Annotated in this window: 23 protein-coding genes; 1 reads left to right on the plus strand and 22 read right to left on the minus strand. The window is 68.7% G+C overall.

What is annotated here, in order from left to right; genetic code table 11:
• Positions 1-9 precede the first annotated feature (9 nt).
• From OID54_RS35405 to OID54_RS35435, 7 genes are all read right to left on the minus strand, one after another.
• Positions 10-954: a LysR substrate-binding domain-containing protein gene (locus tag OID54_RS35405; protein ID WP_329026421.1), complete on the minus strand. Its 945-nt coding sequence runs from the start codon at positions 952-954 to the stop codon at positions 10-12.
• 344 nt (positions 955-1,298) lie between these two features.
• Positions 1,299-2,519, minus strand: a complete 1,221-nt coding sequence (locus OID54_RS35410) for an MFS transporter (RefSeq protein WP_329026424.1) — start codon at positions 2,517-2,519, stop codon at positions 1,299-1,301.
• Between the two features lie 59 nt (positions 2,520-2,578).
• Positions 2,579-3,478, minus strand: a complete 900-nt coding sequence (locus tag OID54_RS35415) for an alpha/beta hydrolase (protein ID WP_329026426.1) — start codon at positions 3,476-3,478, stop codon at positions 2,579-2,581.
• A gap of 7 nt (positions 3,479-3,485) precedes the next feature.
• On the minus strand, positions 3,486-4,319 hold the full coding sequence (locus tag OID54_RS35420) for an alpha/beta fold hydrolase (protein WP_329026428.1): 834 nt from the start codon (positions 4,317-4,319) through the stop codon (positions 3,486-3,488).
• A gap of 35 nt (positions 4,320-4,354) precedes the next feature.
• The gene (locus tag OID54_RS35425; RefSeq protein WP_329026431.1) at positions 4,355-5,536 is read right to left on the minus strand and encodes an FAD-dependent monooxygenase; all 1,182 of its coding nucleotides are present in this window, start codon (positions 5,534-5,536) and stop codon (positions 4,355-4,357) included.
• 387 nt (positions 5,537-5,923) lie between these two features.
• Positions 5,924-7,372: an MFS transporter gene (locus tag OID54_RS35430; RefSeq protein ID WP_329026433.1), complete on the minus strand. Its 1,449-nt coding sequence runs from the start codon at positions 7,370-7,372 to the stop codon at positions 5,924-5,926.
• Positions 7,373-7,671: 299 nt separating this feature from the next.
• Entirely contained in the window at positions 7,672-8,988 is a 1,317-nt protein-coding gene (locus tag OID54_RS35435; RefSeq protein ID WP_329026437.1) for an amidohydrolase family protein, read from the minus strand.
• 131 nt (positions 8,989-9,119) lie between these two features.
• Between OID54_RS35435 and OID54_RS35440 the strand changes: the two genes are divergently transcribed.
• A complete protein-coding gene (locus OID54_RS35440) occupies positions 9,120-10,046 on the plus strand; it encodes a MurR/RpiR family transcriptional regulator (RefSeq protein WP_329026439.1) in 927 nt (308 codons plus the stop codon).
• 320 nt (positions 10,047-10,366) lie between these two features.
• On the opposite strand, the gene OID54_RS35445 is transcribed toward OID54_RS35440, so the two are convergent.
• The 15 genes from OID54_RS35445 to OID54_RS35515 all read right to left on the minus strand — a co-directional run bounded on the left by OID54_RS35445 (position 10,367) and on the right by OID54_RS35515 (position 26,059).
• Entirely contained in the window at positions 10,367-10,855 is a 489-nt protein-coding gene (locus OID54_RS35445) for a S26 family signal peptidase (protein WP_329026442.1), read from the minus strand.
• Positions 10,852-11,055: a hypothetical protein gene (locus OID54_RS35450; RefSeq protein WP_329026444.1), complete on the minus strand. Its 204-nt coding sequence runs from the start codon at positions 11,053-11,055 to the stop codon at positions 10,852-10,854. The genes OID54_RS35445 and OID54_RS35450 overlap by 4 nt, the downstream gene beginning before the upstream one ends.
• Positions 11,052-12,959, minus strand: a complete 1,908-nt coding sequence (locus OID54_RS35455) for an ABC transporter ATP-binding protein (protein WP_329026446.1) — start codon at positions 12,957-12,959, stop codon at positions 11,052-11,054. The genes OID54_RS35450 and OID54_RS35455 overlap by 4 nt, the downstream gene beginning before the upstream one ends.
• Entirely contained in the window at positions 12,956-13,501 is a 546-nt protein-coding gene (locus OID54_RS35460) for a TlpA family protein disulfide reductase (protein ID WP_329026448.1), read from the minus strand. Before OID54_RS35460 ends, OID54_RS35455 begins: the two co-directional genes overlap by 4 nt.
• Before the next feature lie 121 nt (positions 13,502-13,622).
• Positions 13,623-14,153 (minus strand): MauE/DoxX family redox-associated membrane protein, encoded by a 531-nt coding sequence (locus OID54_RS35465; RefSeq protein WP_329026450.1) that lies wholly within the window; start codon positions 14,151-14,153, stop codon positions 13,623-13,625.
• Complete coding sequence (locus OID54_RS35470; protein ID WP_329026453.1) at positions 14,150-14,470, minus strand: hypothetical protein; 321 nt, start codon at positions 14,468-14,470, stop codon at positions 14,150-14,152. The genes OID54_RS35465 and OID54_RS35470 overlap by 4 nt, the downstream gene beginning before the upstream one ends.
• Before the next feature lie 924 nt (positions 14,471-15,394).
• Positions 15,395-17,221, minus strand: a complete 1,827-nt coding sequence (locus tag OID54_RS35475) for an MOSC domain-containing protein (protein WP_329026454.1) — start codon at positions 17,219-17,221, stop codon at positions 15,395-15,397.
• Between the two features lie 37 nt (positions 17,222-17,258).
• The gene (locus OID54_RS35480; protein WP_329026457.1) at positions 17,259-18,371 is read right to left on the minus strand and encodes a C45 family peptidase; all 1,113 of its coding nucleotides are present in this window, start codon (positions 18,369-18,371) and stop codon (positions 17,259-17,261) included.
• On the minus strand, positions 18,368-19,438 hold the full coding sequence (locus tag OID54_RS35485) for a P1 family peptidase (protein WP_329026460.1): 1,071 nt from the start codon (positions 19,436-19,438) through the stop codon (positions 18,368-18,370). The genes OID54_RS35480 and OID54_RS35485 overlap by 4 nt, the downstream gene beginning before the upstream one ends.
• A complete protein-coding gene (locus OID54_RS35490) occupies positions 19,435-20,208 on the minus strand; it encodes an ABC transporter ATP-binding protein (protein ID WP_329026462.1) in 774 nt (257 codons plus the stop codon). The genes OID54_RS35485 and OID54_RS35490 overlap by 4 nt, the downstream gene beginning before the upstream one ends.
• Positions 20,205-21,251, minus strand: a complete 1,047-nt coding sequence (locus OID54_RS35495) for an ABC transporter ATP-binding protein (protein WP_329026463.1) — start codon at positions 21,249-21,251, stop codon at positions 20,205-20,207. The genes OID54_RS35490 and OID54_RS35495 overlap by 4 nt, the downstream gene beginning before the upstream one ends.
• 53 nt (positions 21,252-21,304) lie before the next feature.
• A complete protein-coding gene (locus OID54_RS35500) occupies positions 21,305-22,180 on the minus strand; it encodes an ABC transporter permease (RefSeq protein WP_329026465.1) in 876 nt (291 codons plus the stop codon).
• Positions 22,177-23,223, minus strand: coding sequence for an ABC transporter permease (locus tag OID54_RS35505; protein ID WP_329026467.1), 1,047 nt, complete (start codon positions 23,221-23,223; stop codon positions 22,177-22,179). Before OID54_RS35505 ends, OID54_RS35500 begins: the two co-directional genes overlap by 4 nt.
• A gap of 6 nt (positions 23,224-23,229) precedes the next feature.
• On the minus strand, positions 23,230-24,858 hold the full coding sequence (locus OID54_RS35510; RefSeq protein WP_329026470.1) for an ABC transporter substrate-binding protein: 1,629 nt from the start codon (positions 24,856-24,858) through the stop codon (positions 23,230-23,232).
• A gap of 193 nt (positions 24,859-25,051) precedes the next feature.
• Positions 25,052-26,059, minus strand: a complete 1,008-nt coding sequence (locus OID54_RS35515) for a LacI family DNA-binding transcriptional regulator (protein WP_329026472.1) — start codon at positions 26,057-26,059, stop codon at positions 25,052-25,054.
• Positions 26,060-26,107 lie beyond the last annotated feature (48 nt).

Consider the following 26,107-nt stretch of genomic DNA (forward strand, 5'->3'; position numbering starts at 1 on the left):
GCGTCGGGGCTATGCGGGTGGCTGGTCCTGCTGGGCTGTGAGTCCGGCTGCCGCGGTCCTCAGCGCGGTCAGCAGGGCTCGGGTGGATGGGCTGAGCGGGCGGTTGCCGGGGAGGGTGGTGCCGACGCTGTGGCCGATCGGGTCGAGCGAGATCGGTAGGGATGCCAGTCGGGGGTCGTCGCCGCCGATCAGACCGGGCAGTACGGCGATCACCTCGGTCTCCAGAAGGAGCTGCCGGACGGTGAGGAAGGAGGTGCACTCGACACGGTTCTCGGGCAGGGCAAGGCCGGAGCGGACGAAGAACTCCTCCAGCTCGCGGCGCAGGACCGTTTCTGCACCTGGCAGGATCCAGGGGTGGACCAGCAGGTCCGGCAGGGTCACACCGGCCAGCTTCAGCGCCGGGTGATGGGCACCGACGACGATCCTGACCGATTCCTCGTAGAGGGAGTGCCGCACCATCGGCCCGCTGGCGGGGGTCGTCAGCCGGCCCACGATGATGTCGATCCGGCCGGCTTCCAGATCGACCAGCAGGGCTTCTGGCGTGCCCTCGCGCACCACGACGGTGAGCAGTGGATGCCCGGCCTTGAGTACGGCGATCGCCCGCGGCAGCAGCAGGTTCGAGCCGGCGAGGTGCGTACCCACGACGACGGTGCCGCGATCGGCGTCGGCGATCTCGGCGACATGCCGGGCGGCCTGGGTGAGCTGGGCCAGCACCGCCCGGGCATGGTCGGTGAAGGCGGCACCGAAGACCGTCGGGGAGATACCGCGCGGCCCCCGGTCGTACAGCCTGACCCCGAGGATCGCCTCCAGGTCGTGCAGTCCGCGGGTCACCACCGGCTGGGTGACGTGCAGGGCAGCCGCCGCCCCGACGACGCTGCCCTGTTCGGTGAGCGTGTCGACCAGGATCAAATGGCGCAGCTTGAGGCGCCCGTCCAGAAGGCGTGGAATGTCCATGGCCGCCGACCATATAGCCGCATCCCTTCGTCGGGAAGGGTTTCCCCTTCTATGGACGCTATGGACCTTATGGACGCCCCGGAAGGCCCCGGTGCCCCGGGCCCAGCGGGCGTCACTCCGTGCCCGGGCGGGTCGCGGCCGGACCGGCATCGCACGGTGCGGGCGATGCGCACGTCCTGTGCCTTCGCCCACCGCGACCCAATCGTGTGGACCGGGGGAATGCCCCTTCCCCCGGTCCCCGGTCAGCGAGCGCAGGGCGCTCAGTGAGTACGGACACCGGGTGAAGGGTCTTCGGCCGTCCGAAATCCTCGGCACGGCACGACATCTGTTGTGGTGGGTGGGGATCAGCTGGCTTCGGTCGCCGTTGCGGGTCGGACGGCGGTGACGGGGAGCACGGGGATCGTGTCCGGCCGGGAAGGTTTGATCGCGAGGGCGATGAGGGCGGTGAGGATGCCCACCACTCCCATCAATGTCCAGGCGGCCGGATAGCCGGGGCCGTCGGCGAGCAGCCCGAAGGCCCAGGGGAGGACGAATCCACCGACGGCGGAGACGGTGAGCATCAGACCGATCGCGGTGCTGAGGTGTTCGGGGGCGATGTGTGGGGAGTCGCCGGGGGCGGTCTGCCAGATGGCGAAGGTGAAGTTGAACATAAAGCCGATGCCGACGGCTGGTATCCAGAAGGTCGCGGGACCGGACAGGGGGAGCGCCAGGAGGAAGAGGCTCTCCAGTATGGCGCCGGCGATGAAGAGGCTACGGGTGCTGCCGAACCTGTCGGCGATCCAGCCCGCCGCGATGCTCCCCGGTACTCCGGCCATGCCGATGAGGAAGGCGGCGGCGGCGACCGTGGAGCCGGACAGCCCACGGTGCTCACCGTAGGAGGCGATCAGTTGGGAGCCGGTCAGATAGGCGCCGTAGGCACCGAAGAAGGCGATGCCGTACAACCAGATGTCCCGGTTGCCCAGGGTCCGCCGCAGCCCCTCGCGGGTCAAGTGCACGCCCTGGAGGGCATCCGCACCGGGTGGGATGCGGAAGAAGACGGCGCTGGCGGCGGCGACGGCGAGGCAGAACACACCGCCGATGACCAGTGAGGTGCGCCAGGAGGTGGCCGCGGTGATGTCCGCCCATACGTACAGTCCGAGCGCGGTGCCCACGCTGAACGCGGCGGAGGAGATACCGAGTGCCAGGGTGTGATGTCTCTCGCGGAACCACACACTGACGGCCGCGATACCCACTGCGGCGAAGACCGAGGCCCCCACCCCGCACAACGCCCGCCAGATGATCAGTTCGGTGAAGCTCTGGGCGGTCGCCGAGAGCAGGGCGCCGAGGCCCTCCACGGCGAGACCGAGGGCGAGTACCTTGCGCAGTCCCCATTTCGTGGCCAGGAAGCCACCGGGGATGTGCAGCAGTCCATATGCTGCGACGAAGATGGAGATGAGCATTGCCACCGACGGGACGGTGAGTCCGAACTCGTCCGCGATGGGACCGAAACCCGTGGCGATGTTGAACCAGTTGACGGTCATCGCCACGAACCCGAGCGAGACCAGCGTAAGCATTCCCCACTTCATGCGGTGCTCCTCTTTCGGCGGCCGGACGCCCTGCGGTAGGCGTCCGGATGTGGTTCGCCTCAGACCCGCCTTCGGACGGTTCTGGCTGCTCCGGCGGCTGTAGAGGATTGGTCCACCAGGTGCACCAGCCGTTCGAACAGCGCGGAATCCGGGTCGGCGAGGTCGAGGAAGATGTCGTAGTGGTGACGGCCGGGGACGACCAATAGACTGGCCGGGGCGTGCGCGGAGTAGGAGTCGTGGAATCGGGAGCTCTGCTCCAGGAAGCCGGTGCCGTCGTGTTCGGCGACGGCGATGACTGCCCGCGGATGGGTGGTCGCGGGGAAGTCGGCGAGCAGGGGGCTGAGGGCTGCCGCGCGTTGTGCGTCCAGCCCCAGCCATTCGTTGGCGAAGGACTTGACCAGCGGTCTTAGATCGAAGAGGCCGCTGATGGGCAGGGCGCCCTTCACCACGTCGGGCGGTAGCCCCAGTGGTTCTTGCCACCCACCGACCATGGTGGTGGCGGTGAGGTGTCCACCGGCCGAACTGCCTCCGACGACGATGCGATCGGGGTCGAGGCCGAAGTCGGCGCCGTGTCGGTGGATCCAGGCCACGGCAGCCCGGACCTGTCGGACGATCTCCTCCAAGGAGGCGGTGGGCGCCAGTGTGTAGTCGATGGAGACGGTGGCGATTCCGGCGTCATTCAGTGCGCCGGCCATGAAGGCGGTGTCATGGCGCGACAGCATCCGCCAGTAGCCGCCGTGCACCGCCAGGAAGACCGGGCGTGGTCCTTCGTCGCTCACCCCCCACACATCAAGACGCTCATCGCTGTGCTCGTCGTAGGCGATGGCCCGGTGTCCGGCGAGCGGGCCCGTCACCCGCTCCGACTCCGTGCGGTAGGCGGTGACGGTACGCCGGAACTCGGTTTCCTCGACGGTCAGTCGGACGTTGTACGCGGCGTCGATGCACGGGTCGGAGCTCATGGCGCGCTCAGCTCGCCCCGGCTTCGCCGTCAGCGAGGAACGCTCGGATCTGGTCGGCCACCACCTCCGGCGAGTCCAGTGTCGGGAAGTGTGTCTCTCCGCCGACCTCGTGGTACGAGAACCAGGGGTGCCGGGCCGCGAACTCCCGCTGGGCGTTCACATACGCGGGCACTGTCGGTTGCGAGAACAGATGCCGTACGGGACGGTGTTCGCCCAGGGCCAGCATCCGCTCCAGGGGAGAGCCCCACTGTTCGTAGGCGTCGGCGATGACCCGGCAGGACCTCGCCCACATCTCGAAGTCGAACCCGGCCATCTCGTGGTCGAGGTGGTGGCGCACACCGGCGTGCGTCGAGCCGTTGAGCCAGGTGTCGAAGAGCCCTTGGCGCCCGGCCACCCACCGCTTCGGGTCCTGGATGGCGGCCAGCCCGTCGGCGAAGCCCGCCGGAGGTGCGGTCATGATCCAGTCGATCACGATCGCCCTTGGCACCCGGGCCGGGCCGAGCCGGTCGGCGATTTCGACGTTGGCCCAGCCGCCATGCGAGGTGGAGACGGGAAGAAACGTTTCTACCTCTAGCTTGTCGAGCAGGGCGAGTACATCGTCGGCCTGTTCCTGATAGCCGAAATCGGTGATGGGCGACCGGTCATCGCCGTGGCCACGCCAGTTGATGCGAAGTACCTGATGGGTGCTTGCGAGTTGGGGCACCAACGGATTGAACAGACGGTGGTCCTGGCACCAGCCGCTGAGCAGCACCACGACCGGGGCGCCCTCGGGTCCGTGCAGATCATGAGTGATGGGATGGCCGTTCACGGTGGTGCTCCGGAGGGCGTCAGAACTGCTCACCGGTACTCCCTTCCACATTCGTTGTGTTCCGGTGGTCATGCGGCAGCGCCGTCGAAGCGGTCAGCGCCCGTCGGGACGGCGAGGGCCGCCCGCATCCTGGACGCCCCGAGCCCCTTCCACCGACCGGTCAGACCGAGCAGCGAGGAACGGGGTGCATCGGGGATCAGATTGAGCAGCCGCAACCGGTACGACCACTGCTGGGTGTGCTCGATCAGCGGGCGCTCCGCCGCCTCCCAGGCCGCGAGCCGCCCTTCCACCGGGCCTGCACCCGGTGCGGACAGTGCGTCGGCGAGCCCCAGCGCGTTCATCATGGCGCACCCACCGCCCTGCCCGAGGTAGGGCGGCTGGGCGTGCGCCGCGTCCCCGATCAGCGCCACTCGCCCGTGGGACCAGGAGCGGAGCTTGAGGAACTCAAAGGTGTCCCAGCGGGCGGGGACGCCGTCCAGCGAACGCAACAGGGTCTCCAGGTGTGGGAAGGACCGCACCCAGGTGTCGGTGTCGACGGGCACCTTGCTGGCAGCCGTGTCACTCTCGTCGGCGACCAGTGCGACATAGAGCGCCGTGGCGCTGGACGGGGTGTAGAGGACCCGGCGACGACCACTGAAGTACTCGATGTACTTGTCGCGGTCGGCGGCCGGTACGAAGTCGTCCGAGCGGGGGACGGTGAGCCTGGTGGCGCCCTGTTTCATATGGTCGTGGCAGACAGTCAGACCGAACCGGTCCCGGACTCGGGAGCGGACGCCGTCCGCCGCGATCACCACGTCAGCCCCGCCACCGACGGATTCACCGTCGACGTTCACCAACGCTCCATCCGAACCGGAGACGGTGACCTCGGAGCCGGTGACGATCTCCACGCCCGCCGCTTCGGCGCCCTTGACCAGGGTGCTGATGAGACGGTCGCGCATGATGGTGCGGACCTCGGGCCGACCGGCGGAGTTGATCGGGATGCTCTCTACCACTCGGTTGCGGTGGTCACGGCTCTCCAACACCGGACCGATGTGCGCGCCGACGACGGCCTCGTCGTGGAGACCCAGCGCTTTCAGGGCCCGCAGTCCGTTTCCCCACACGTAGATGCCCGCACCGATGGCCCGGATCTCACTGTCGCGTTCGTGCAGTCGCACGGACCAGCCTCGCTGCCCGAGGGCGGTGGCAACGGTCAGTCCGCTGATTCCTGCGCCGATGATCTCGGCATGTCCCTGGGCCGGCTTCGTCGACATGCAGACGCCTCCTTGTGTGGTGCCGATCATCATGAGAGGCAGCACACATGCATGTCGAATGCCGACTTGGGGCCGCGACATGCCTGAACGGGCATGGGAGCGCAACCATGGGGGCTGTTGATGATCGCGTGGCCGGCGGGTGATGGCACCGCTCGGCTGCGGTTCGCCATCTTACGCACTGTGCGGGGAGGTTCGGGACCCGGCCCCGGTTCGACGCGAAACCTCGATCGGCAGACGACGGCAGCGGGGAGCTGGTTCCACTCGATGTCACAGCGGCACCCCTCTCCCTGTGCACCCGCCCCCGGCGTACGGCGAGCGGACTCATCTGCCGCGAATGGCAGGATAGTGACGGTGCATCAGTTCAGATGTGAGGGAGTCGTCTGCTGCTCAGCGATGGGAGTGGACGCCCTCCGCTCGGATCCCATCGCACCCGCCGACCGGGCCCGCACCGCCGAGCTCCTCAAGCGTCTGACCGGTCGTCCTCAGTCCGCAGGCCAGAGCAATGGCCGCACCCGCCGCCAACACCCCCGTGACCAGCGCGAACACCCCGCCGAATCCGACCACCGGGTACAGCACACCGATGGCCAACGGCGCCGCGATCCCGCCGAGCCGCCCGAAGGCGGAGGCGGCGCCCGCACCGGTCGCGCGGATCGCGGTCGGGTAGACCTCGGTGCTGTAGGCGTAGAGAGCGGCATAGCTGCCGTTCATGAAGTACGAGAGGAACGCTCCGCACCACAGGATGCGGGCCTCCGCGCCACCCTGGGCGAGGAGTCCCGCCGACAGTGCACCGCCGGCCAGATAGAGCGCGATCGTCCGAGTGCGTCCCAGACGCTCGCTCAGGAACGCCGCCGAGTAGTAGCCGGGGATCTGGGCGAGCGTGATCAGGAGGGTGCTGGTGAAGCTCTGCTCCATGCTCATACCCCGCTCGATCAGTAGCGAGGGCATCCAGATGAAGAAGCCGTAGTAGGCGAAGGTGGTGCAGATCCAGAGCAGCCACAGCACGACGGTGCGCCGTGCGAAGCCACCGCGCCACAGGGCGGCAAGCCGTGTCCGCGAACGCATCTGTGACACGGGTGGAGCCGAGAGGCCGTAGGTCGGTGGCACCGGAGGAAGGGTTCGACCGGTCGCCCGCTCGACCCTGGTCTCCAACTCCGTGACGACCTCGTCCGCCTCTCGCATCCTGCCGCGCTGTACGAGCCAGCGCGGTGACTCCGGGAGCCTGGTGCGCCACCACAGGAGCATCAAGACCGGTGCAGAGGTGACGAGTTGTGCGATCCGCCAGCCCTCTTCATGGCCCGGAATGAGGAATCTGCCGAGCAGCGCGGCGCCGAGATAGCCGAAGGAGAAGAAACCGGCGATCGCTCCGACGAAGAGCCCGCGCACCCGGCCGGGCACGAACTCGGCCATGAACGCCGGGATGATCGCGGCCTCGGCGCCCGCTCCGATGCCGGCCACTACCCTCGCTCCGAAGAAGAACTGCCAGTTCGGAGCAAGGGCCGCCACGGCAGTCGCACCGCAGTAGAGGGCGAGGGCGTACATCATCACGGGCCGCCGCCCGATCTTGTCCCCGACCAGCCCGGCTGTCAGTGCGCCGATCATGATGCCGATCAGGAGCGAACTGCCGAGCAGCCCGGTCTGCCAGGACGAGAGGTGCCACAACTCCGTGACGGCGGGCAGGACGTACGCGAGGAGTGCGCCGTCCATGCCGTCGAACGCGATGCCCAAGCCGCCCATGAGCAGCAGGGCGTGATGCGGCCTGGAGACCGGGAGGCGTTCCAGCCGGGCGAGCAGGGTTTGACCGTCGACCTGAGCCGGCGCAGCGGTCGATACCCGCATGGAGCCTCCTGGTGCAGGGACACTCCGATCGCCGTGCTGGCAAGGAACCGGGCCGTGTCATGACCTCCGCAGCCATGGCGGAGGTGGTGTTGTTGTGGACGGTGGTGGATGCACCCGGAGCTCGCAGCCGCTCGCACTGAGTCGTCGGGCCGTTCGGCCCACGAGTGTGAGGTGGGGGCTTCCCGAGCCCGTGGCAGTCGCAGGCCGACGGGTGCTTCGCCCGCCCGGAGGTCAGCCCGTCGGGCGAGGTGTGGGTGAGGGGCGGGCCGGATCCACCCGGTCGGCCCGCCCGGGGCTCGTCAGGCTCCGACCGGGAACCCGAAACTGATCACGCTATCGGGTGTCTTGAGCACGGACACGTTCCGCAACGGGTCGCCGTCGATCAGAACCGCATCCCCACGAAATCCGCGCGCCAGCCTGCCGGCGGTCCGCTCCAGGCCGATCAACCGGGCCGCGTTCGTGGTGGCGGTGCGGATCGAGTCCAGTGCGGTGAGTCCAGACGCCCGCATCAACTCGATCTCGCGGCCTATCGGGTCGACGGTGCCACCGGCCGAGTCGCTGCCCGCAGCGAGTGGAACGCCCATCTCGTGCGCCCTGAGCACGGCGCGCTTGATGACGGGGAGGAAGACGCGGCCACGCTCGGCAAGGATCGGGTTGGGGTCCTCGGCCAGCCCGGCCATCGCGGACAGCGTCGGTGTGAAGTAGGTGCCGCGTCGGCGCATCTCGCCCATGGTGCGCTCGCCGAGGTACACGCCGTGCTCGATGCTCTTGACGCCGGCCACCACGGCGTCGTGGCACCCCTTCTCGCTGTAGCAGTGGCACAGCACCGACGCGCCACCCCGGCGGGCCGCGGCCACGATGGTGGACAGTTGGTCACGGTCGTAGACCCGGGTGAGCGGGTCCTGGTCGGGAACTCCCGCACGGCCGTTGGCACTGGTCTTGATGGCATCGGCGCCCCGGGCGAGATTGACCCCGACGATACGGCGCAGATCGTCGTCGGCATGGATGCCGTCCTTGCGGCGGGCGAGCGGTGCGAGATCGGGGTCGGCGAGGATCGAGTCGCCCAGCTTGGGCTGGACATGGACGCCCGCGGCCCGCACGCGCGGTGCGCGCTGAGGCGTCCAGCGGGCCAACTCGCGCACGGCGATGTCCTGGTAGAAGAGCGCGGAACCGCTGCGCACGCTGGTGACGCCCTGGCGGAGCACGGTGTGGGCCTCGGTGAGGGTGCTGAGGTGGATATGGGCGTCGACCAGCCCGGGGAGCACCCAACGGCCGTGGGCCTTGACGATCCGTGCGATTCCCTTGACGGCGGCGACGTCGTTGCGGGTGGCCCTCCGGGTCCCGGCGGCGCGCACGATGCCGTCCTCGATGACGACCACCGCGTCCTCGGTGGTTCGACCCGTCAGCGGGTCCAAGAGCGTGCCACCGTCGATGATCATCGTTCCACCGCGTGGCGGACGGCTCTGCGGGGCGGTCTTCGGTCTCTCGCCCGCCACCGCCGTTCCCGATGCGGTACCGGTCAGGGCTGCTGCCCCCGCGAGTGCTGCCGCGGCAGCCATCACACCCCTGCGGGTGGCTTGTGCGGAGGGCGGCGGAGTGGAGTGGTCAAGGCACATGGGCAAGGCTCCTTGAGTTGGCCATGGCTGCGCGGCTGCTGGGCCGGTGAGCGACTGCGACGGACAGTATCTGCACAAGAACATGCGTACAACACTTGATGCATCAATTCATGCAAAGAGAGAATGGCTTCGTGACCTATGACAGTGGTGCTGACGACATCGACACGGGGGCACACCCCCCAGAAGGCGCGGGCGGTGGGGGCACGGTCGCGGAGTGGCTCGACGGGTTACTGACCGGCGTCTCCGTCGGCCCCAAGGCGGCCCACGTCCGCGAGGTGCTGACGACCCAACCCACCTACTGCTCGTACGCCACCGCCGCGGAGGTCGCGGCGCGTGCCGAGGTCAACCCGGCGACGGTGGTGCGGTTCGCGCAGCTCCTCGGCTTTCCCGGATGGCCGCAACTGCAGGCCGGATTGCGGGCCGTCTACCTCGACCAGCGGTTCGACACCGGGCATCCGGTCGGGGGCGACGGGGGCCTGCTGGCGACCGCCTTCGCCCGGGACGCGCAAAACCTGAAGGCGCTGGAGAAGTCCTTCGACTTCGAGACCGCCCGACGCGTGGTGAGCGCCATCCGAGACGCCCGCCGTACGGTCGTCGTTGCCTCCGGCACTCACGCCATCCCGGCGAGCGCCCTGGCGATGGTCGCGGCCAGCCGCGGCTTCCCGATCAGTTACGAGGACCGGGGCGGACCCCAACTCGCCAATGTGCTCGCCCGGCTGGGGGCGGGCGACTGCCTGGTGGCCTGGAGCTTTTGGCAACACTACCGGCAGACCGTCGCCGCACTACGGATCGCCCGGGCGGCGGGCGCCACGACCTGCGTGATCACGGACACGCTTCGTTCCCCACCGGCGCGGGAGGCCGAACACGTCCTGGTCATCCCCACCGAGGGAGTGGCGAGCATCCAGTCGATGACCGCCGCGACCAGCGTCGCCTACGGTCTCCTCGCCGAGCTGATGGCATCCGACCCCGCGGGGAGCCGCACCGCGGTCCGGCAGGTGTCCGGCATCTGGCGCGAGCTCGACCTGTTCGCCGAGGACGCGTCGGAGAAGGGTGTCTAGCGCGCCAGCCGAAAGGGTTCGCAGGAGTCGGCAACGGGCTTTCCTCATCCGGCCGGCCGACTGCTGCGCATCCCCGGAGCCAACGGCTACCAGGGAGAACACCGGAGTATGGCGCGGCGGACCGTCGTCGACACCGTGAGCCGAGCTCGCCACCAAGCAGTCGGACTGCCGGATCGGCAACCCGGTGGCGCTGATGGCCGCAGCAACCGTCAGCAACGCCGAATCCCCCCTGTGAACCTATCGGTTCGCGGCTCCGCCCCGCAGGGAGACACGGGCGGGTCGGTGAACGGCCACCTCGACGATCCATGGAACGACGGACATCACCCACCGTACGGATGCGGGTGCACGTCCTCGTCCGCGGTCGCCACCGGGGCCGCTCGGCTCAGGACGCGTACCACCACGCCCAGAACCTGGTCCACCGGGCAGGGGCCGTGGCTTCGCGAGTCGTCGCTGTGCACGCCGTCGCCGACGACCGCGAGATGGCCCGCCGGCACCGGTCCGGCGCCGAACGGGTCGCCCGCCAGCGCCACCGCCCGTTTGATGAACCACTCGGTGGCCGCCAGATCCCCGGAGACCGGTGGCCTCTCTCGCCACGAGGTCATCGAATCAGGGCAGGCGACCACCACGATGTCATTGCGCCGCAGTCCGCGCCGGCCGCGCCGGATGAGAACCCGGTCGTGGTCCGCCAGGGTCGGCAGCATGCTCTCCCCGCGCACGGTCACGGCCACATAGCGGCGCCGTACCCACCACGCGGCGAGGGCCGCGACTGCACAGAGCAGTACAGCGAGCAGGGTGAGGAACCACGTCATACGATCCGGCCGTCCTGTTGCCGGACCACCCGGTCCAGACCCAACGACACCCTCGACGCGCTGGCCCTGGCCCCGACTCGCCGATCGACGTCCATCCGGTACCCCTTGCACGGCCCGCCGACCTCGACCAGGAAGTCCTGCCGGCCCACGAAACCACGCCGGTCCCTCGTCGATGCCGCCGCTTCCATCGAGTCGCTCACACCGCCACCTCCTCGTCCTCTGCTTCGTCTTCTGCTTCGTTCTCGTCGTCGGTGTATCCCGACGCCTGGAGTGCGAAGAGCCGCGCGTACTCACCTCGCAGGGCGACGAGTTCGCCATGGTTGCCGCACTCGCTGATCTTGCCGTCCGCCAGGACCACGATGCGATCGGCCCCGCGTACGGTGCCCAGCCGGTGGGAGATCAGCAGACTGGTCGCGCCCGCGCGATGGGTCCGCATCCGCTCGTGGAGGCCGTGCTCCGCGGCGGCGTCGAGGCCGGCGGTCGGCTCGTCCAGGATGATCAGATCCCGGTCCTCGCGCAGCATCGCGCGGGCCAGCGCGAGGCGCTGCCACTGGCCACCGGAGAGTGCCACACCCATCGACGGCTCGCCCGTCCCCTCGTCGTCGGCCTCTGGGAAGGTGCGGGACAGCAGCGTGGCATAGCCGCGCGGCAGTTTGCCGATGAAGTCGTGGGCATCGGCGCGACGCGCCGCGTCGGCGATCCGCTCGGGGTCGCCGAGATGGCGCAGGTCCCCGATGCCGATGTTATCCGTCGCCGACAGGTCATAGGCCACACGGTCCTGGAACACCGCGCTGATCCGGTCCCGCAGCCGTGCCGGGTCCATCTCCCGGATGTCCGTACCGTCCCAGCGCACGGTGCCCCGCGTCGGGTCGTACAACCGGCAGATCAGCTTGACCAGCGTGGACTTGCCGGCACCGTTGAGGCCGACGAGGGCCACGGACTCGCCCCGAGCGATCGTCAGACTCACCCCGCGCAGCACCCATGGCCCGTCCTCCCGATAGCGGAACCAGACGTCGTCGAACTCGATGCGGTCCGCCAGCGGTGCCACGGGCACCGGGTCGGGTCGCACCGGCAGATCGACGGGGAGGCCGTTCACATCCACGTAGTGACGGAACGTCAGCAGGCCCTGGTAGCCGCCGGTGATGTGGCTGATCATGGCCGACAGGGCCCCCTGCACCCCGGCGGACGCGGTGAGGAAGGCCGATACGTCACCGACGCCGAACCGCCCCGACAGCGCGCCGTGGACCGTCCATGCCAGTCCACCCGCGGCGATGAGGGCACTGAGCACCAGGGGCGGTGACTGGAAGGCGAACACCCGCCGCTCGTGCCGCTCCTCCGCGGCGTTGATGTCCCGCGTCTCGGAGTTCATCCGGCCGAGCAGAAAGCCCCCGGCACCGAACAGCCGCACCTCCTTGACCGCGGAGACGTCCAGCATCAGCCCCTGGTAGAAGATCTGGCGCCGGTTGCGGGGACTGATCCGCCACATTAGCGCGGCCTGCCGCCGGGTGAGCGAGACCTGGACCAGCAGCGCGGGCACCGCCGCCGCGGCGGTCACGACCGTCAGCCACGGGGAGATCGAGGAGAGGACCGCGACCATCCCCAGGACTGCGATGGCCTGTTGGACCAGGCCGGACATGGCGGTGGTGATCTCGGCGGGTGCGCTGATCGCCGAGTCCTGGGCCAGCCGGAGCCGGTCCAGGAACTGCGGGTCCTCGAACCGCGACAGACCGACGAAGCGGTTCACCTTTCCGTACAGGCGCTGCTGGGCCAGATGTGCAATGCCGCGCTGGAGGCGGGCTCGGGTGTAGTCCGCGGCGAGCGGCAGCAAGGCCATCAGCGCGGTGACCGCGCCGAGTCCCGTCGCGAGCGCCAGGGGGGAGGGGCCGGCTGTGTCCCGGCCGTACTGGAGTGCGTCGAAGAGCCACTTCGTCAGCAGGGTGAGTGCGGCGGGCAGCAGCCCCTGCACCACGGTCAGTAGAAGGTGGCAGACGCAGGCGACCGGCCCGGCGCGCCAGGTCAGCTCCAGTGCGGCGCCCGCGCCGGTGACGAAGCCCCGCAACCCGCCGAGCTGGTGCGCCCCGGGCTCCCCCCGGCCCGCGTTCACGCCGGTAGGCGGTCCAGCACCGGATTGGTGCCGGCTCGGGCGTAGGTGACGGTGCCTTCCGGGTCGACCGACACCGTGGTGGGCGTGCCCTTGATCGCGTACAGAGTGGACAACGGGCCCGCGGCCTCCTCGAACACCACCTTGGCGACCCCGTCCAGTGGGGCCGCCATCTCCCGGGCCGTCGCCTCGTCCCCGGCGATCACCACCACCATCTGCTCGGCGGCCATACCGGCGAGCCTGGCGGCCTCGGGCAGGTCGGCCGCCGCTGTGACACAGACGGAACAGTCGGTGGACAGGAAGGTCAGTGCTGCTTCTCGGCCCCGGAGGGCGTCTGAGTCCACCAGCGTCCCGTCGGTGGCGACAGCGGTGAAGGCGGGGAGCGGCTCACCCGTCGGAGGGCCGGATTCCAGATTCTCGGTCCCGAACAGCCTCTTGCGCTCGTCCTCGTGGCGGCGCAGCCGCCTGATGACGGCGAGGATCAGCACCAAATTCAGCGCGGTGACGGCTCCCACGAGCAGCAGTCCGATGGACAGATAGACCATGCCACTTCCTTTCGTCCGATGAGTCCTGCAAGTCCTGTGAATCCGGTGCGTTGGGTGAGTTGGGGCGCATTTCGTGTGGGAGCGGGTGGGTCGACGGGGATGCGTTCCTCGTACGGCCAGGTCATGGCACGGCCAGCAGATCGACGATGTCGTCGAAGAAGGCGGTCACCGCGGTGATTACCGCCGCCGCGGCGGCACAGAGGAACACGGCGGGCAGTGCCGGTGCGGTCCAGGATGCGGCTCCGGCTCCCACCAGCCCTAGGGCAGCCAGACACAACAAGGGTGCGTTGCGTACGATGTGCCGCCGACCTAGCCGTGCGGTGGGGCGGCCGAAGCAGGCGCACGACACCTCGGTGCGGGACACGGTGGCCACGACGGCGACAGCGGTGAACCCCGCGGTGAGCACGACCGCGGCGATGAATCCGGGTCGTACCGTCTGCGCCGGGCCGAGGAGCGCGACGGCGGTGACGCCCTCTGCCGCGATCAGCGCGGCGGCCGAGGGCCGGGCCAGACGCCGGGCGCCGGGGCCGGCCCGCCGCAGCAGGCCGTCCAACATCTCCCGCGTCTCCCCGAACGACCATGCCTTGGCGATCGCGGACACCAGGAGGACCCCGGCGAGTGCGAGCCGCGCCATGAGCACCGCGTAGGTCATGCCCACTCCTTTGCCAGCAGTCGGGCCATTGCCCTGGGCCGCTGGATCAGTACGGGGACCGGTTCGGACGCCGTAGCCAACGCCCTGCCCGCGACGATGACACCGGCGCCGAGTACGAGTGGGCCTTGCACCACCCCGCGGGACAGCAGCCACAGCGCGGCGGCCCCAACGAGCAACCCCCCGGTGGCCGAGCCCAACAGGTCGATGAGCATCATCTCCAGATGCACCAACCGGGTTGTCACATAACCTCGTTGGGTCGGGGTCACGACGTCGTAGGCGTCACGGCCCGTGGAGATGGCGCCTACGGCGGTCAGCATGCCGGCCTCCGTGTGACCGACAGCATCGCGAACGACGGCATCGCTCTTGGGAGCCCGGCGAGGAGAGCCATGAACTCGACCGGTTGACACGCCGGTTGGCACTGCATCGAGCGGAACACCTACCCTCCTCGTCGGGCCGGTCAGCGGACGGGAGGACCGGTCAGCAGGTCAGGACGCCACAGTTCTTCCAGGGGCCGCAGGACACCGTGGGGCAGGCACTACCGCCCACGTAGCAACAGCGCTTGTGCAGCCGGTTGGCTACACAAGCGCCGACCTGGACATAGGCGGTGTTACAGGCGCCGGGTGAACAGCTGCCGAGACATGGGTTGTTGGCGGCCCACGCCTCGGTCTCGGGGGCAAGTTTGCTCAGCAGGCTATCGCCGAGTCGGGTCAGGAACGTCACAGGTTCGCCTCTCTCATCGGTCGGTGCACCGTGGCGGTTCTGAGGGCCCGGGATCCCTATGGGTTCTCCAGGGAACCCGGGACCACGCGTCCATCCTGAACGCGATGTGGATCAGAGCATTCACTCCCCGTGATCACAACGAGGCAATCGATTTGTGACCCAGGCCACATTCGGCGGTGGTGGGTTGTTCAAGTGTCCTGTCTCGAAACCTTGTTGCGCCTCCAGCCATGACATTCTGCGTCTGTGCTGGTCAGAGCTGGAACGGAGGGTGTCGGGCGGGGCAGTCCCGACTCCGGTTCATGCCGCGGCCACCGGCTGAAAAACTTCGACTATCACGAGATAGGCCCAGGAGCCGGCCGTGATATCGGCGTTGGAACCGGTCGACGGCAGCGGCTGTTCGATCGTCCGAGGGGAGGAGGACAACGGATTGTTGGTTCGGATGCGAAGAAGGTGAGCACTGGCCGGGCCGGGCGGAGAACTCCGCCGCGGGCGCCGGGTTCGCCCCGCCGGGCCGCGAGGGACTAGATCTGAACGCTCACACTGCCCGTCGGAACCGCACAGCACAGGAGCGCCTGGCCCGGTTCCAGGGGGACGGACGGTGTGACGAGGTGGTGGACGGCGCCGGTGACGCGCTGACGGCAGGTTCCGCAGCCCCCGGAGCGACAGGCCGATGGAGGGGCCAGCCCGGCGGCCTCAGCCACATCGAGGAGTGTGCCGTCATCCTCTGACCAGCGGGTATGAAGGTCCGACCCGGCGAAGTGGACGTCGAACGGACCGGGCGCCGGCGGCGGACGCTCCGCCAAGGAGACCTCCCCGGGGGAGTAGAACAACTCGTCCGCGATGGCGTCGTCGGGCACCCCGGCTTGCACCAGGGTGTTCCGTACGCTCTGTACGAATCCTTCCGGGCCGCAGAGATAGACCTCGACATCACCATCGGCGGCCAGTCCCTTGAGGTCGTCCTCCGTCGGGCGACCGGGGGTGGCGCCCTCGGGCAGGGTGTGTCCCGGGTCGTGCGCGGTGACGAAGAGGCGGTGGGAGGCGCGGGGCAACTGGGCCATCAGCGCCAACGCCTCGTCCCAGAGGGGGACCTCGTCGAGCGAGCGGACGACATTGATCACGGTCACCGCTCGCGTCGGGTTCTCGTCGATCAGCTGCCGCAGCACCGGCAGCACCGGAGTGATGCCGATTCCCGCACAGGCCAGCACCAGGGGGCGCCGGCTGTCGGAGTCGATGAGCTCGTCCCCGTACGGTCCGGAGATCAGTACCGGCGAGCCGGTCGTGAGGGAGTGCAGCAGAGGGGACGCCCGGCCCTCCTCGACCTGCTTGACACTGATGCGGATGGACGTCGCTGTGGCGGCGGTGATGGTGTAGCAACGCCACAGCGGCGCACCCTGCCCGTCGGTGAGGTGGACGCGCAGATGTTGGCCGGGGCGACAGTCGGCACCCGCGGAGTCGCCGAAGGTCAGACTGGTGACACTGGGGCTCTGGGGGGTGCGGGCGATCAGCTCGGCTGTGCGCGGCCAAGCCGGATCGGGCTCCGGCAGTGTGGACGCATCGACGAGCGGACCCAGATCGACCAGTGCGTCGCCGGGGGCGATCGTGCCGCCCCGTACGACCCGGGCGTACACACCACAGCACATGTGGCCGTAGCGGGATGCGAGCAACACCGGCACATTGAGGTTCCGTCTCCCGGTGTCGGGGTCGACGGTGGTGGCCCGACACCGGTCGGTGGTCTGGACGACCTCCAACTCTGCATCACCGATGCGGACCCGATGCCCCACGAGGTCGAACTCCCGCCAGGCCCCGAGTCCCGAGACATAGAGATTGGCGCGGAACCTGCGGGGATCGATCGCGACGCCGGACACGGCCGCCATGTCGTCCAGGGTGTCCAGATTGATCAGCGAGATGGCCGCGTACGGCCAGTCCCACACGGGTGCCCGAGGGCGGGTGAGTTGTACGGGGCCGAGCGGGCCGGCGGGGAACCAGCCGGCCAACTCGGAGTTGGCCTTCTTGAGCTCGGTGGCGTCCGGGCCGCCGTCCATCCCGGTACGAATCTCCACCGACCGGCCATCCGGCGCGCTGATGCTCAGCGCGCCGGCTCCCGCGGGATCGTCGTCCACCAGCGCCACTCGGTAGCGGGCGATCTCCGCGTTCCGCACGAGGCGCAGGAAGGCGAGGCTCGAGATCCAGCCGTCCTCCACCGTGGCCGCCACCTCACCGTTGAGCAGACCGCAGACACGGTCCATGGGCAGCCCGCGGCCGGGGGTCAGGGTGACCGCAGGCAGGGCGTGCCCCTGGAATCCCTTCACCGGGTAGCGGGCGATCTCCGTGAGCCGGGCCGGGGTCATGGGGGGACGTCCTTTCACGATCGAGAAGTGGCCAAGGTCAGAAATGCTGCCAGGTGGAGGTGCCTGCCGTGCAAGGGCCACCGTCGTGGTAGCGCAGGCTACTCGCGGCCAGGTCGAGACTGACCGTGAGCAAGGTGCTCCACTGCTGGTGGGAGGGCAGGTCTGGCTGGGGATGACAGCAGATCGGCGCCCCGTCCACGTCGTGTGAACGAAGCAGATCGGTCCAGTGTGCCCGGTCGCAGGACATGAGCAGTTCGCGATGGGCGCTGAGGTGGGCGAGACGGGGATGGGTGCTGGCCTCGCGCGCCGCCTGATCCCCCTTCGCCAGTGTGGGATCGAGGAAGTGGTTGGTGTGCAGCAGCACTCCATCGCGGTCCGGCCTGACGGCCGCCGTCCCCGCCGGGCTCATTTCGATGCAGGCGGCGTCGCTCTCCCGGCCGTCGTACGTGACCACGGTCAGCACGGTCGAGGCGGAGACGGTGGCAGACGCCGCGATGTCCCTCGCCTCGGCGACGGTGGTCGCCTCCTCCAGCACTCTGCGGGCCACGACATGGACGGGAACGTTGATCCCGGTGCCGTCGCTGCGGTGGCTGAGGATGTTGAAGTGGACACCGAGTCCGGCGGAATTGACACCAATTTTGGCGAGGATGCCCGCCTCGGTGAAGGTGCTCACCGTTGGTCCACCGCCGACGGGCCGGAGGCGGACGAGCGTCCGGGAGGCAGTGAACTCCCGGTGCCAGTCCCACGTCTGTATGGTGTGCGGCGCCCCCGGGCCGCCCACGTACACGGCGGTCGAGCACTCGCCCTCGCCAGTGGCACCCACCGTGGCGAGGATCTCCGTACGGGCGTTGAGCATGCCGATGCGCCAGGGCGGGACCTCGGCGCCGGCAGCCACCGCGATGAGCTCGCGGTGCAGGCCAGGGGCCCATCCCTCGATCTGAGCCAGTGCGGTTTCGCCGTGCTCGCGCAGATCGGCGGGTTTCACTCCCACCGCGGTGAACAGGTCGTCGTATCCGGCGACTGCCGTGTGGATGCGGGCCCGCACGGCCGTCCCGACGGCGAGCCCGCGGCGCTCACGGTCGGTGTGGTCGCTGCGAACGCGGGCGATGGACAGGGGGAGCTCCGGGCACTCGGTTGCAGCAGGGATCACAGGGCGCTGCTCAAGATCGCGTCCCACATGACCTCGGAGGCCACCGCCCCGAGGCCGACGGAGGTGAGGGCGTGTGCCCCGAGCCGTGATGGAGTGCTGGGGAGGTCGATCTCGTCCGTGGTGAGGGTGAAGAGGGTGTCTCCGTCGAGATTGGTGTGGAAGGGCTGGATGCCGCGGTGCATGGAGCTGTGCACCTGACGGCCGAACATGCGCAGTTCCTTGTCACCGAGCCGGACGTTGGTGATGACGATGGAGATGGTGGTGTTTCCCGCCAGGGTGGCCGGAGCGGCTCCGGATTCGGCGAAGGCCGCTTCGTAGTCGAGGGCGGGCAGCCTGCGGGTGCCGGTCGTGCTGTCGTAGTTGCCGCGGACGACCGTGCCGTTTCGGTCCACGATGGCACCGACGGCATTGACCACGGTGGCGGCGAGGATCTTGACATCGCCGATCTGTCGGAAGGCTGCGCCCTGGCCGGCGAATTCACAACGACCGTGCTCGATCTTGCCGACGGACGCGGTGGCGCCACCACCGCAACGGCCGACCGGGAAGGTGCCGTGGACGGCGTTGCGCAGCGCTGCGGCCCCGAGCGCGGCATCGGGATGGACGGAGTTGTCACGGGCAGCGAAGTCGTAGACGATGGCGCCGCTGGCGAGCTTGAGGTCGTTCCAGCCGACACGGTTCGCGTTGCCCCTGAGCAGCTCCTCGTTGACGCCGGCAGTGGCGGCGAGCCCGTAGAGCGATCCGCCGGCGAGACAGACGGCATGGGTGAACTGCTTGTCGCTGGAGAGCAGGCCGATGGCGCCACCACGCTCGTCGATGTGCATGCGGGCTCCCGCGGGCACATGGATGACCGTGGCGCCGGTGGGGCCCTCGGTGTACTCGGCGGTGCCGACCTCGACGCCGGGGAAGTCGAACTTCACGCTCTCGCGACCCGGGCTGGGCCGGGGGACCAGGGGCGCTCCGAAGTCCGCGTTGCCCCGTTGGGCACTGTCCCGGGTGTCGGCGGGCACCAGCCGGGGGCCGGCGGGGTGCAGCTCCGCGGCGGTCGGGGTGGTGGGCTCAGTGGTCACAAGGTCTCCAGAAGTTGTTGTGAGTAGGGGTGCTGGGGGGTGTCGTAGAACCGTTCGGTGTCGGCGAGTTCGACGACCCGGCCGTGTTGCATGACCGCGATGCGGTGGGCCAGATAGCGGACGGCCGCCAGGTCGTGCGAGATGAACAGCGCACCGAAGCCGTGTTCGACCTGGAGGTCATGGATCAGATTGAGGATCTGTGCCTGGACGGACACATCGAGGGCGCTGACGGCCTCGTCGAAGACGATGAACCGGGGGTGGGTGATGAGCGAGCGTGCGATGGCGACGCGTTGGCGCTGCCCACCGCTGAGTTCGTGCGGCAGCCGATCCGCGAACCCGCCGCCGAGCCCGACCTGTTCCAGCATCCCCAGGACCGTGGCCCGGTGGGAGCGCAGCCGCCCGCCTTCGGTGGCGGTCAGGGGTTCTGCCACCGAGTCCCCGACCGTCAGCCGCGGGTTGAGGGACCAGTGGGGGTTCTGGAGCACCGCTTGGATCGCACCGGCGCGGGATCGGGGCGAACCGAACGCGCCGCCGAGGAAGCGGACCGCCCCGGAGTCGGGCTTGCGCAGACCGAGTGCGATGGACCCGGTGGTGGTCTTGCCCGAACCCGACTCGCCGACGAGGCCGAGGGTCTCACCGGCGTGGATGTCGAAGGAGACCGAATCCATCGCGGTCACGGAGCGCCTGGATCGGCCCCGGCCCGAGGAGAACACCACCCGGACCTCTTCGAGTTCGAGTACGGCCCGTGGCGGAGTCGGTGCAGTGCTCATCGGGTCGCCTCCGCCCGGTGGATCGGACTGGATCCGAGGGGCGTGCTCGCCTCGGGTGCCAACGGGTCGGGGTGGTGGCATGCGACCGTACGACCGGCGACGACACGGGCCGCCGGACGGTCGGTCCTGCACAGTTCGGTAGCTCGGTCACAGCGCGGGGCGAAAACACAGCCGTCGAGTCGGACATCGGGCGTCGGTGGGCCGCCGCTGATCGTGCGAAGCCGCTCGCCCGAGGTCGCTCGGGCCGGATCGGTGTCCGACAGGGCTGCGGTGTACGGGTGTCGGGGTGAGGTGAGCACCTCGTCGGCGGCTCCGTCCTCGACGACGCGACCGCCGTACATGACCACGGTCCGTTCACACCAGCGGGTCACGCCGGCGAGGTCGTGACTGAGCCACAGCACGGTGGTCCCGTGCTCCGAGGCGAGGGAGAAGATCAGTCGTAGCACCTCTGCCCTCACCTGGCTGTCGAGGGCTGCGGTCGGCTCGTCGGCGATCAGCAGATCGGGTTCGCGGGCCATGACCATGGCGACGGCCACGCGTTGGGCCATGCCGCCCGAGATCTCGTGCGGGTAGAGCCGCAACACCCGTTCCGGGTCGTGGATCAGGACCCTGTCGAGCATGGCGCCCAATTCGCTCTCGCTGGGCTTGCGGGCGGTCCCACGGCCCGAGCGCAGCGCGAGTCGTAGCTGTCGGCCGATCCGCAGGGTGGGGTTGAGCGCACCGACGGGGTCCTGGGCGATCAGGCCCAGTCGCTGGCGGCGTAGCAGTGCGATGCGTTCGGCCGGCAGGTCCAGTACGGATTCGCCGTCCACGAGGACCCGACCGCGCGGATACCGGGTCGCAGCCGGCAACAGCCGTCCGATCACGAGCCCTAGGGTGGACTTGCCCGAACCGCTCTCGCCGACGATGCCGACGCGTTCGCCGCGGTTGACCGTCAGGTCGACACCGTCGAGGGCCCGTACGGTCCGTTGCGGGGTGTGGTACTCGGCGACGAGGTCCTCAATGGACAACAACGGGGCTTCGGTTCCGGGGGGTGACGCCATCGGACGGCCCCGAAGGGTGTCGGGTGCAGTGTCGGGAGGAGGTGTACCGGCGGTCATGTCAGCGACCTCGTCTCTCGCGGTTCGAATCGGTCGCGCAGGCTGTCACCGATGAGGTTGATCGAGACGATCGCCGCGACCAGCACCACACCGGGCGCCACGATCAGCCATGGGGCGTTGACCATGTACAGGCTGCCTTCCTGGATCAACAGGCCCAGGGAGGCATCGGGGAGTTGGACCCCGTAGCCGAGGAAGCTCAGTCCGCCCTCGACCAGGATTCCGACCGACAGTGCGTAGGTCCCGTGGACGGCGATGGTGCCGGACACATTGGACAGGACGTGTCGTCGCATGATCGTGGTCGTCGAGACGCCGCTGATCCTGGCCGCGACGACGAAGTCGCGCTGGGCGACCGAGCGGGCCGCCGTTCCGACCATCCGGGTCATGAGCGGAACCGTCACCAGCACGATGCTGGCGAGCGCGGCGATCCTGCCGGGGCCGATCACCGCGGCGACCAGGACGGCCAGCACGATCGCCGGGAAGGAGTAGAGCACTTCGCCCGCTCTCATGATGAGACCGGCCGTCCGTCCGCCCCGGTAACCGGCCACGATACCCAGTGCCGTACTGATGATCGCGGTGCACAGCACCGCCACGGACGACAGCAGAAGGGTGGTGCCCACCCCCTGGAGCAGCCGGGGGAGCAGGGACCGGCCGAGGTTGTCCGTGCCCAGTGGCAGGCCGCCGCCCGGGGGTGAGAGCCGCTGTCCCACGGTGGCGTCGGGTGCGCCTCCCACTCCGATGAGTTGGCCGGCCAGGGTGACGACGATCAGGAGGGCCAGCAGCCATACGGCACCCCGGAACAGTGAGTCGAATCCGCCCATGGCCAGTACCCGCCGCAGTCGCCCTCGTGATGTGGATCGGGTTTCGGTACTCATGCTCCGTCCTTTCCGGCTGCGGTGTCGATGCGGGGATCGATCACCGCGCTGACCAGGTCGACCAGGAGGTTCATGACGATGAAGACGGCTGCGGCCAGGAGCACTCCGGCCTGCACGATCGCGTAGTCGCGGCGATCGAGGCCGTCCACGAGGTACGAGCCGAGACCGGGCAGGTTGAAGAGGCGCTCCACGATCACCGTGCCGCCCAGCAGATATGCCGTGAGCGTGCCGACGAGGGTCAGGACGGGGATCGAGGCGTTGCGAAGGATGTGGTGGCGCACGATGAACCCCTTGGACTCCCCCCGGGCGACGGCGGCGGCCACATGGGGTTCCACCAGGACGCCCATGACCGCATCCCGTGTGGTGCGAGCGGTCACGGCGACGCAGAACACCGAGAGGACGGCGCCGGGCAGCAGCATCGAGGTGACCGAGCCGACCGGGTCCTGTGACCAGGGGACGTACACGCCGACGGTGAGTCCGAGGCTGTACCGGGTGAAGAGGAAGAGCACCAGAGTGCCGAGGACGAACTCGGGGACGCTCATTCCCAGGCTGCTGACCAGCCGCCCCACGATGGCACCCCTGCCGCTCCCGACGCTGCGGATTCCGGTCAGCACACCGAGGGGAATGCCGATGAGGAGGATGAAGACGAGTGCCAGGGTGGTGAGGAGCACTGTCACCGGGAGCCGAACGGCAAGTTCCTGGCCGACCGGCGTGCCACTGGCCAGGGACGTTCCGAAGTCGCCCTGCACGGAATTGAGCAGCCAGTGCCCGTACTGCTCCACGACGGGTCCGTCGAGCCCGAACTTCTCGGCGGCTGCCTTCTTCGCCTCCGGGGTGGCGAGGGGGCCGAGGACGAGATCCGTATAACTCCCGGGCATGGCCCGGACCGCCGCGAAGATCAGGACGGAGACGCCGAGCATGGTGAGGGCCGCCACCCCGACCTGTTGGACGAAGCGTTGGAAGGGGCGCAGCGCCCTGCGGACGCCGGCCCAGGGTGAGGCGGGCGAAGTGCCTGGCTGTGCGGTGAGGGTGAGGTTCGGCATCGCTGGCTACTTCGCTGACGGGAGCGTGAAGTCGACGATGTTGCGCAGGATGTTGCCGTATCCCTCGTTGCTGTGGAGGGTGGGGCTCACCTTGTCCGTGCGGTAGCCGATGACGGCCGGACGGGTGACCAGCGGCAGCAGGGCCGCATTCGTGTCGACGCGTTCACACACCTCGGTCAGGCTGGTGTTGCGAGCACTGCCCGCGGGCTGCCCACTCGCCTTGTCGATCAGCTTGTTCAGCTCGACGTCGTTGTTGAGGAAGGCGGCGGAGAAGCCCGCCACCTCGGGATTCCACCAGCGGGTGACCATCGCCGGATCCACGTAGCCGGCGAACCAGCTGATGGCGAGGTCGAAGTCGGGCTTCTCACCGTAGATTTTGGAGATGTAGGTGCTGGTGTCGTACTTGAGTATCTTCACCGTCACACCGGCCTTGGCGTACTGCTGCTGGATCACCTGGGCGATCTGAGCGTTGGCCGGTTCCGAGTTGTACACCGCGAGCCGGAGCGTGAGGTCCTTGAAGCCGGCTTCCTTGAGGGCGGCTTGGAGCGCTTGCTTGGCGGAGGATGTACCGGCTTCTGCCCCGGGGAGCTTCGTCGGGTCACAGGCGCCCGGCAGCACGGTGGGGGTCACCCCCGTCGGCTGGGTCTTTCCGCCGAAGGCGACGGACGCTATCTGCCCTCGGTCCAGCGCGCTGTTCAGGGCGAATCGCACCTTCTGGTTTGCCAGGGGTGAGTTCTTGTTCTTGGCGTTCTGGATCAGATAGTAGAAGTCGCTATTGCGCTGACTGACCGCCTTGGCATTTCTGGTTCCGGCCAACTGATCAAGCGTGTCGACGTTGTTGAAGAATACGAAGTCGGCGCTGCCGTTTCTGAGGGCGGCGAGTCGTGTGGTCTCCTGCGGAACGATTTTCACGTTGAGTTCGGAGATTCTCAATCGCGCCGCGTCACGGTAGCTGGTACTCGGGGCGAACACCCAGTGCTGGTCCTGCTTGTGTTCCTTTACGGTGAACGGGCCTGTGCCCAGCATCTCCTTCTTGAGGTCCAGCGAACCGTCGTTCACCTCCTTCATGGGAAGGATGGCCGCCGGGGTGTTCGCCAGCGCGGCGAGGAATGGGGTGTAGGCACGGCTGAGCTTCACCGTCACCTGGTCGGGACCGGTGGCCTTCACCGATGCGACGGGGCCGAGCTGGCGGGCGTACGGCGCGGGCAACTTCAGCAGGCGCTGGAGGCTGCCGACCACATCGGCCGTCGTCAGTGCGCGCCCGTTGGAGAACGTGACGCCCTTGCGCAGGGTGAAGACGTAGGTCGTCGCGTCGGGCTGGGTCCAGGAACTCGCGAGGAGCGGCTTGATGGAGAAGTCGGGACCGACGGTCACCAGCGGTTCGTAGACCAGGGAGCCGAGGGACCAGGAGCGGGCGGTGTCGGCGGACTGGGGGTCGAGGCCGTCCTCTTCCACCGAGTCGTAGTCGAGTTGCACGGTCAGCGGGCCGCGCCCCGTAGCGGAAGTGTCCGCCACGGCGAGGAAACCGGCCTTCTTCGGGGACTTCGTGGCCTCGGTCGCGGCGGGCGCAGAGCAGGAGGTGATGAGAGCCGACAGGGCGGCGGTGCATCCTATGGTGACGATTAGTCTCCGCACAGGGCCGCCTCCTTTCCGAAAAGGATGGGCCGGATCGTTCCGGCATGGGGGAAAATTAGCCCCCTTGAAATGGCCTGTCAACGACTTGTGCAAGGAAAATTGATAGGTAATGAGAAGGAAATGCGGGGGGTGAAATAAAGGCATGCGAAAGCGCCGGACAGGTCTGGTGGCCTGTCCGGTGGATCGGAAATCCCTACCAGCGGGTAGAGTCCCGGATTTTCATTTCGATCGACAGGGTCCGCGTGGTGCCGGGTTCCGCGTCCCCGGTCAGGATTTCGCACAGCAGACGGGCGCATTCCGCGCCCATGACGCGTGGTCGAAGGTCGATCGACGTAATCGGCGGCTCCGCCATGCGCATGGCGGAACTGTCGACGCACGAGGCGAGGAGGATGTCCTGGCCCACCGTCCGCCCGGCCGCACGGATCTCCGGGAGCACGGCTGCCGCGGCCCCGTCAGCACCACAGATCAGGGCGTCGATCTCGGGAGATCGGGCCAGCATGTCGCGCACGGTCCGTTGGAGCACATCGGGAGACGCGCTGAAGGGAGCCTTGCCGACAAGAACGGGCAGGTCATGTGCCGCGCACCACTCAGCATGGGTGTCGAGCAGGGTCGTCGCCCAGTCGGATGTGGTGTCGGAGGCGAGGAAGGCGGGCCGACGCGCTCCCGCGTCCCTGAGGTGATCGAGCAACTGGGTGGTGAGCTGCGCGTGGTCGGACCAGATGATGCCGGTCGGTTGGGCCTCGCCCACATAGCGCTCGGCCGTCACCACCGGCAGATTCGCGTTCATCAGTTGGTCCACCACGGGATCACCCGCCACCGGGTCGCACAGCACCAGCCCGTCCACCTGCGGAATCGCGCTGTGCTGGGGAAGATGGCCGGAAGAGATCAAAGTGACGTTCAGCCCCGCCCGCGCTGCCTGCTCGGCCACCCCGAAGACGAACCCCATGTAGTACTCGGCACTCGTCAGGAACTCGGGGATGTGCAGCGCGATCGTCTCGGTCACCGAGGTCCGCAACGATCGCGCATTGCGGTTGGGTGCGTATCCGAGCTGCCGGGCGGCGGCCAACACCGCTTCCCTGGTCGCGCCCGATACCCTGCCGTGCCCGCGCAGCGCATCGGACGCGGTCGTCTTGGACACGGACGCCGCCCGTGCCACATCGGCGATGGTCGGGGCTGCTGGAGTGTCTTCTGCGCTCGGCATGAGCGGAATCCTAGAGGCCATCAGCAATCGCCCCCCACATGATCGGGA

The organism is Streptomyces sp. NBC_00690 (genome assembly GCF_036226685.1).
Lineage (GTDB): Bacteria > Actinomycetota > Actinomycetes > Streptomycetales > Streptomycetaceae > Streptomyces.

What these genes read in the sequence shown, in the direction of transcription:
- OID54_RS35465 (WP_329026450.1), bottom strand. Translation starts at nt 14,153, where the DNA reads ATGACCTACGCGGTGCTCATGGCGCGGCTCGCACTCGCCGGGGTCCTC.
- OID54_RS35495 (WP_329026463.1), bottom strand. Translation starts at nt 21,251, where the DNA reads ATGGCGTCACCCCCCGGAACCGAAGCCCCGTTGTTGTCCATTGAGGAC.
- OID54_RS35425 (WP_329026431.1), bottom strand. Translation starts at nt 5,536, where the DNA reads ATGTCGACGAAGCCGGCCCAGGGACATGCCGAGATCATCGGCGCAGGA.
- OID54_RS35460 (WP_329026448.1), bottom strand. Translation starts at nt 13,501, where the DNA reads ATGGTCTATCTGTCCATCGGACTGCTGCTCGTGGGAGCCGTCACCGCG.
- OID54_RS35500 (WP_329026465.1), bottom strand. Translation starts at nt 22,180, where the DNA reads ATGAGTACCGAAACCCGATCCACATCACGAGGGCGACTGCGGCGGGTA.
- OID54_RS35430 (WP_329026433.1), bottom strand. Translation starts at nt 7,372, where the DNA reads ATGCGGGTATCGACCGCTGCGCCGGCTCAGGTCGACGGTCAAACCCTG.
- OID54_RS35405 (WP_329026421.1), bottom strand. Translation starts at nt 954, where the DNA reads ATGGACATTCCACGCCTTCTGGACGGGCGCCTCAAGCTGCGCCATTTG.
- OID54_RS35490 (WP_329026462.1), bottom strand. Translation starts at nt 20,208, where the DNA reads ATGAGCACTGCACCGACTCCGCCACGGGCCGTACTCGAACTCGAAGAG.
- OID54_RS35415 (WP_329026426.1), bottom strand. Translation starts at nt 3,478, where the DNA reads ATGAGCTCCGACCCGTGCATCGACGCCGCGTACAACGTCCGACTGACC.
- OID54_RS35505 (WP_329026467.1), bottom strand. Translation starts at nt 23,223, where the DNA reads ATGCCGAACCTCACCCTCACCGCACAGCCAGGCACTTCGCCCGCCTCA.
- OID54_RS35475 (WP_329026454.1), bottom strand. Translation starts at nt 17,221, where the DNA reads ATGACCCCGGCCCGGCTCACGGAGATCGCCCGCTACCCGGTGAAGGGA.
- OID54_RS35515 (WP_329026472.1), bottom strand. Translation starts at nt 26,059, where the DNA reads ATGCCGAGCGCAGAAGACACTCCAGCAGCCCCGACCATCGCCGATGTG.
- OID54_RS35470 (WP_329026453.1), bottom strand. Translation starts at nt 14,470, where the DNA reads ATGCTGACCGCCGTAGGCGCCATCTCCACGGGCCGTGACGCCTACGAC.
- OID54_RS35445 (WP_329026442.1), bottom strand. Translation starts at nt 10,855, where the DNA reads ATGACGTGGTTCCTCACCCTGCTCGCTGTACTGCTCTGTGCAGTCGCG.
- OID54_RS35435 (WP_329026437.1), bottom strand. Translation starts at nt 8,988, where the DNA reads ATGTGCCTTGACCACTCCACTCCGCCGCCCTCCGCACAAGCCACCCGC.
- OID54_RS35410 (WP_329026424.1), bottom strand. Translation starts at nt 2,519, where the DNA reads ATGAAGTGGGGAATGCTTACGCTGGTCTCGCTCGGGTTCGTGGCGATG.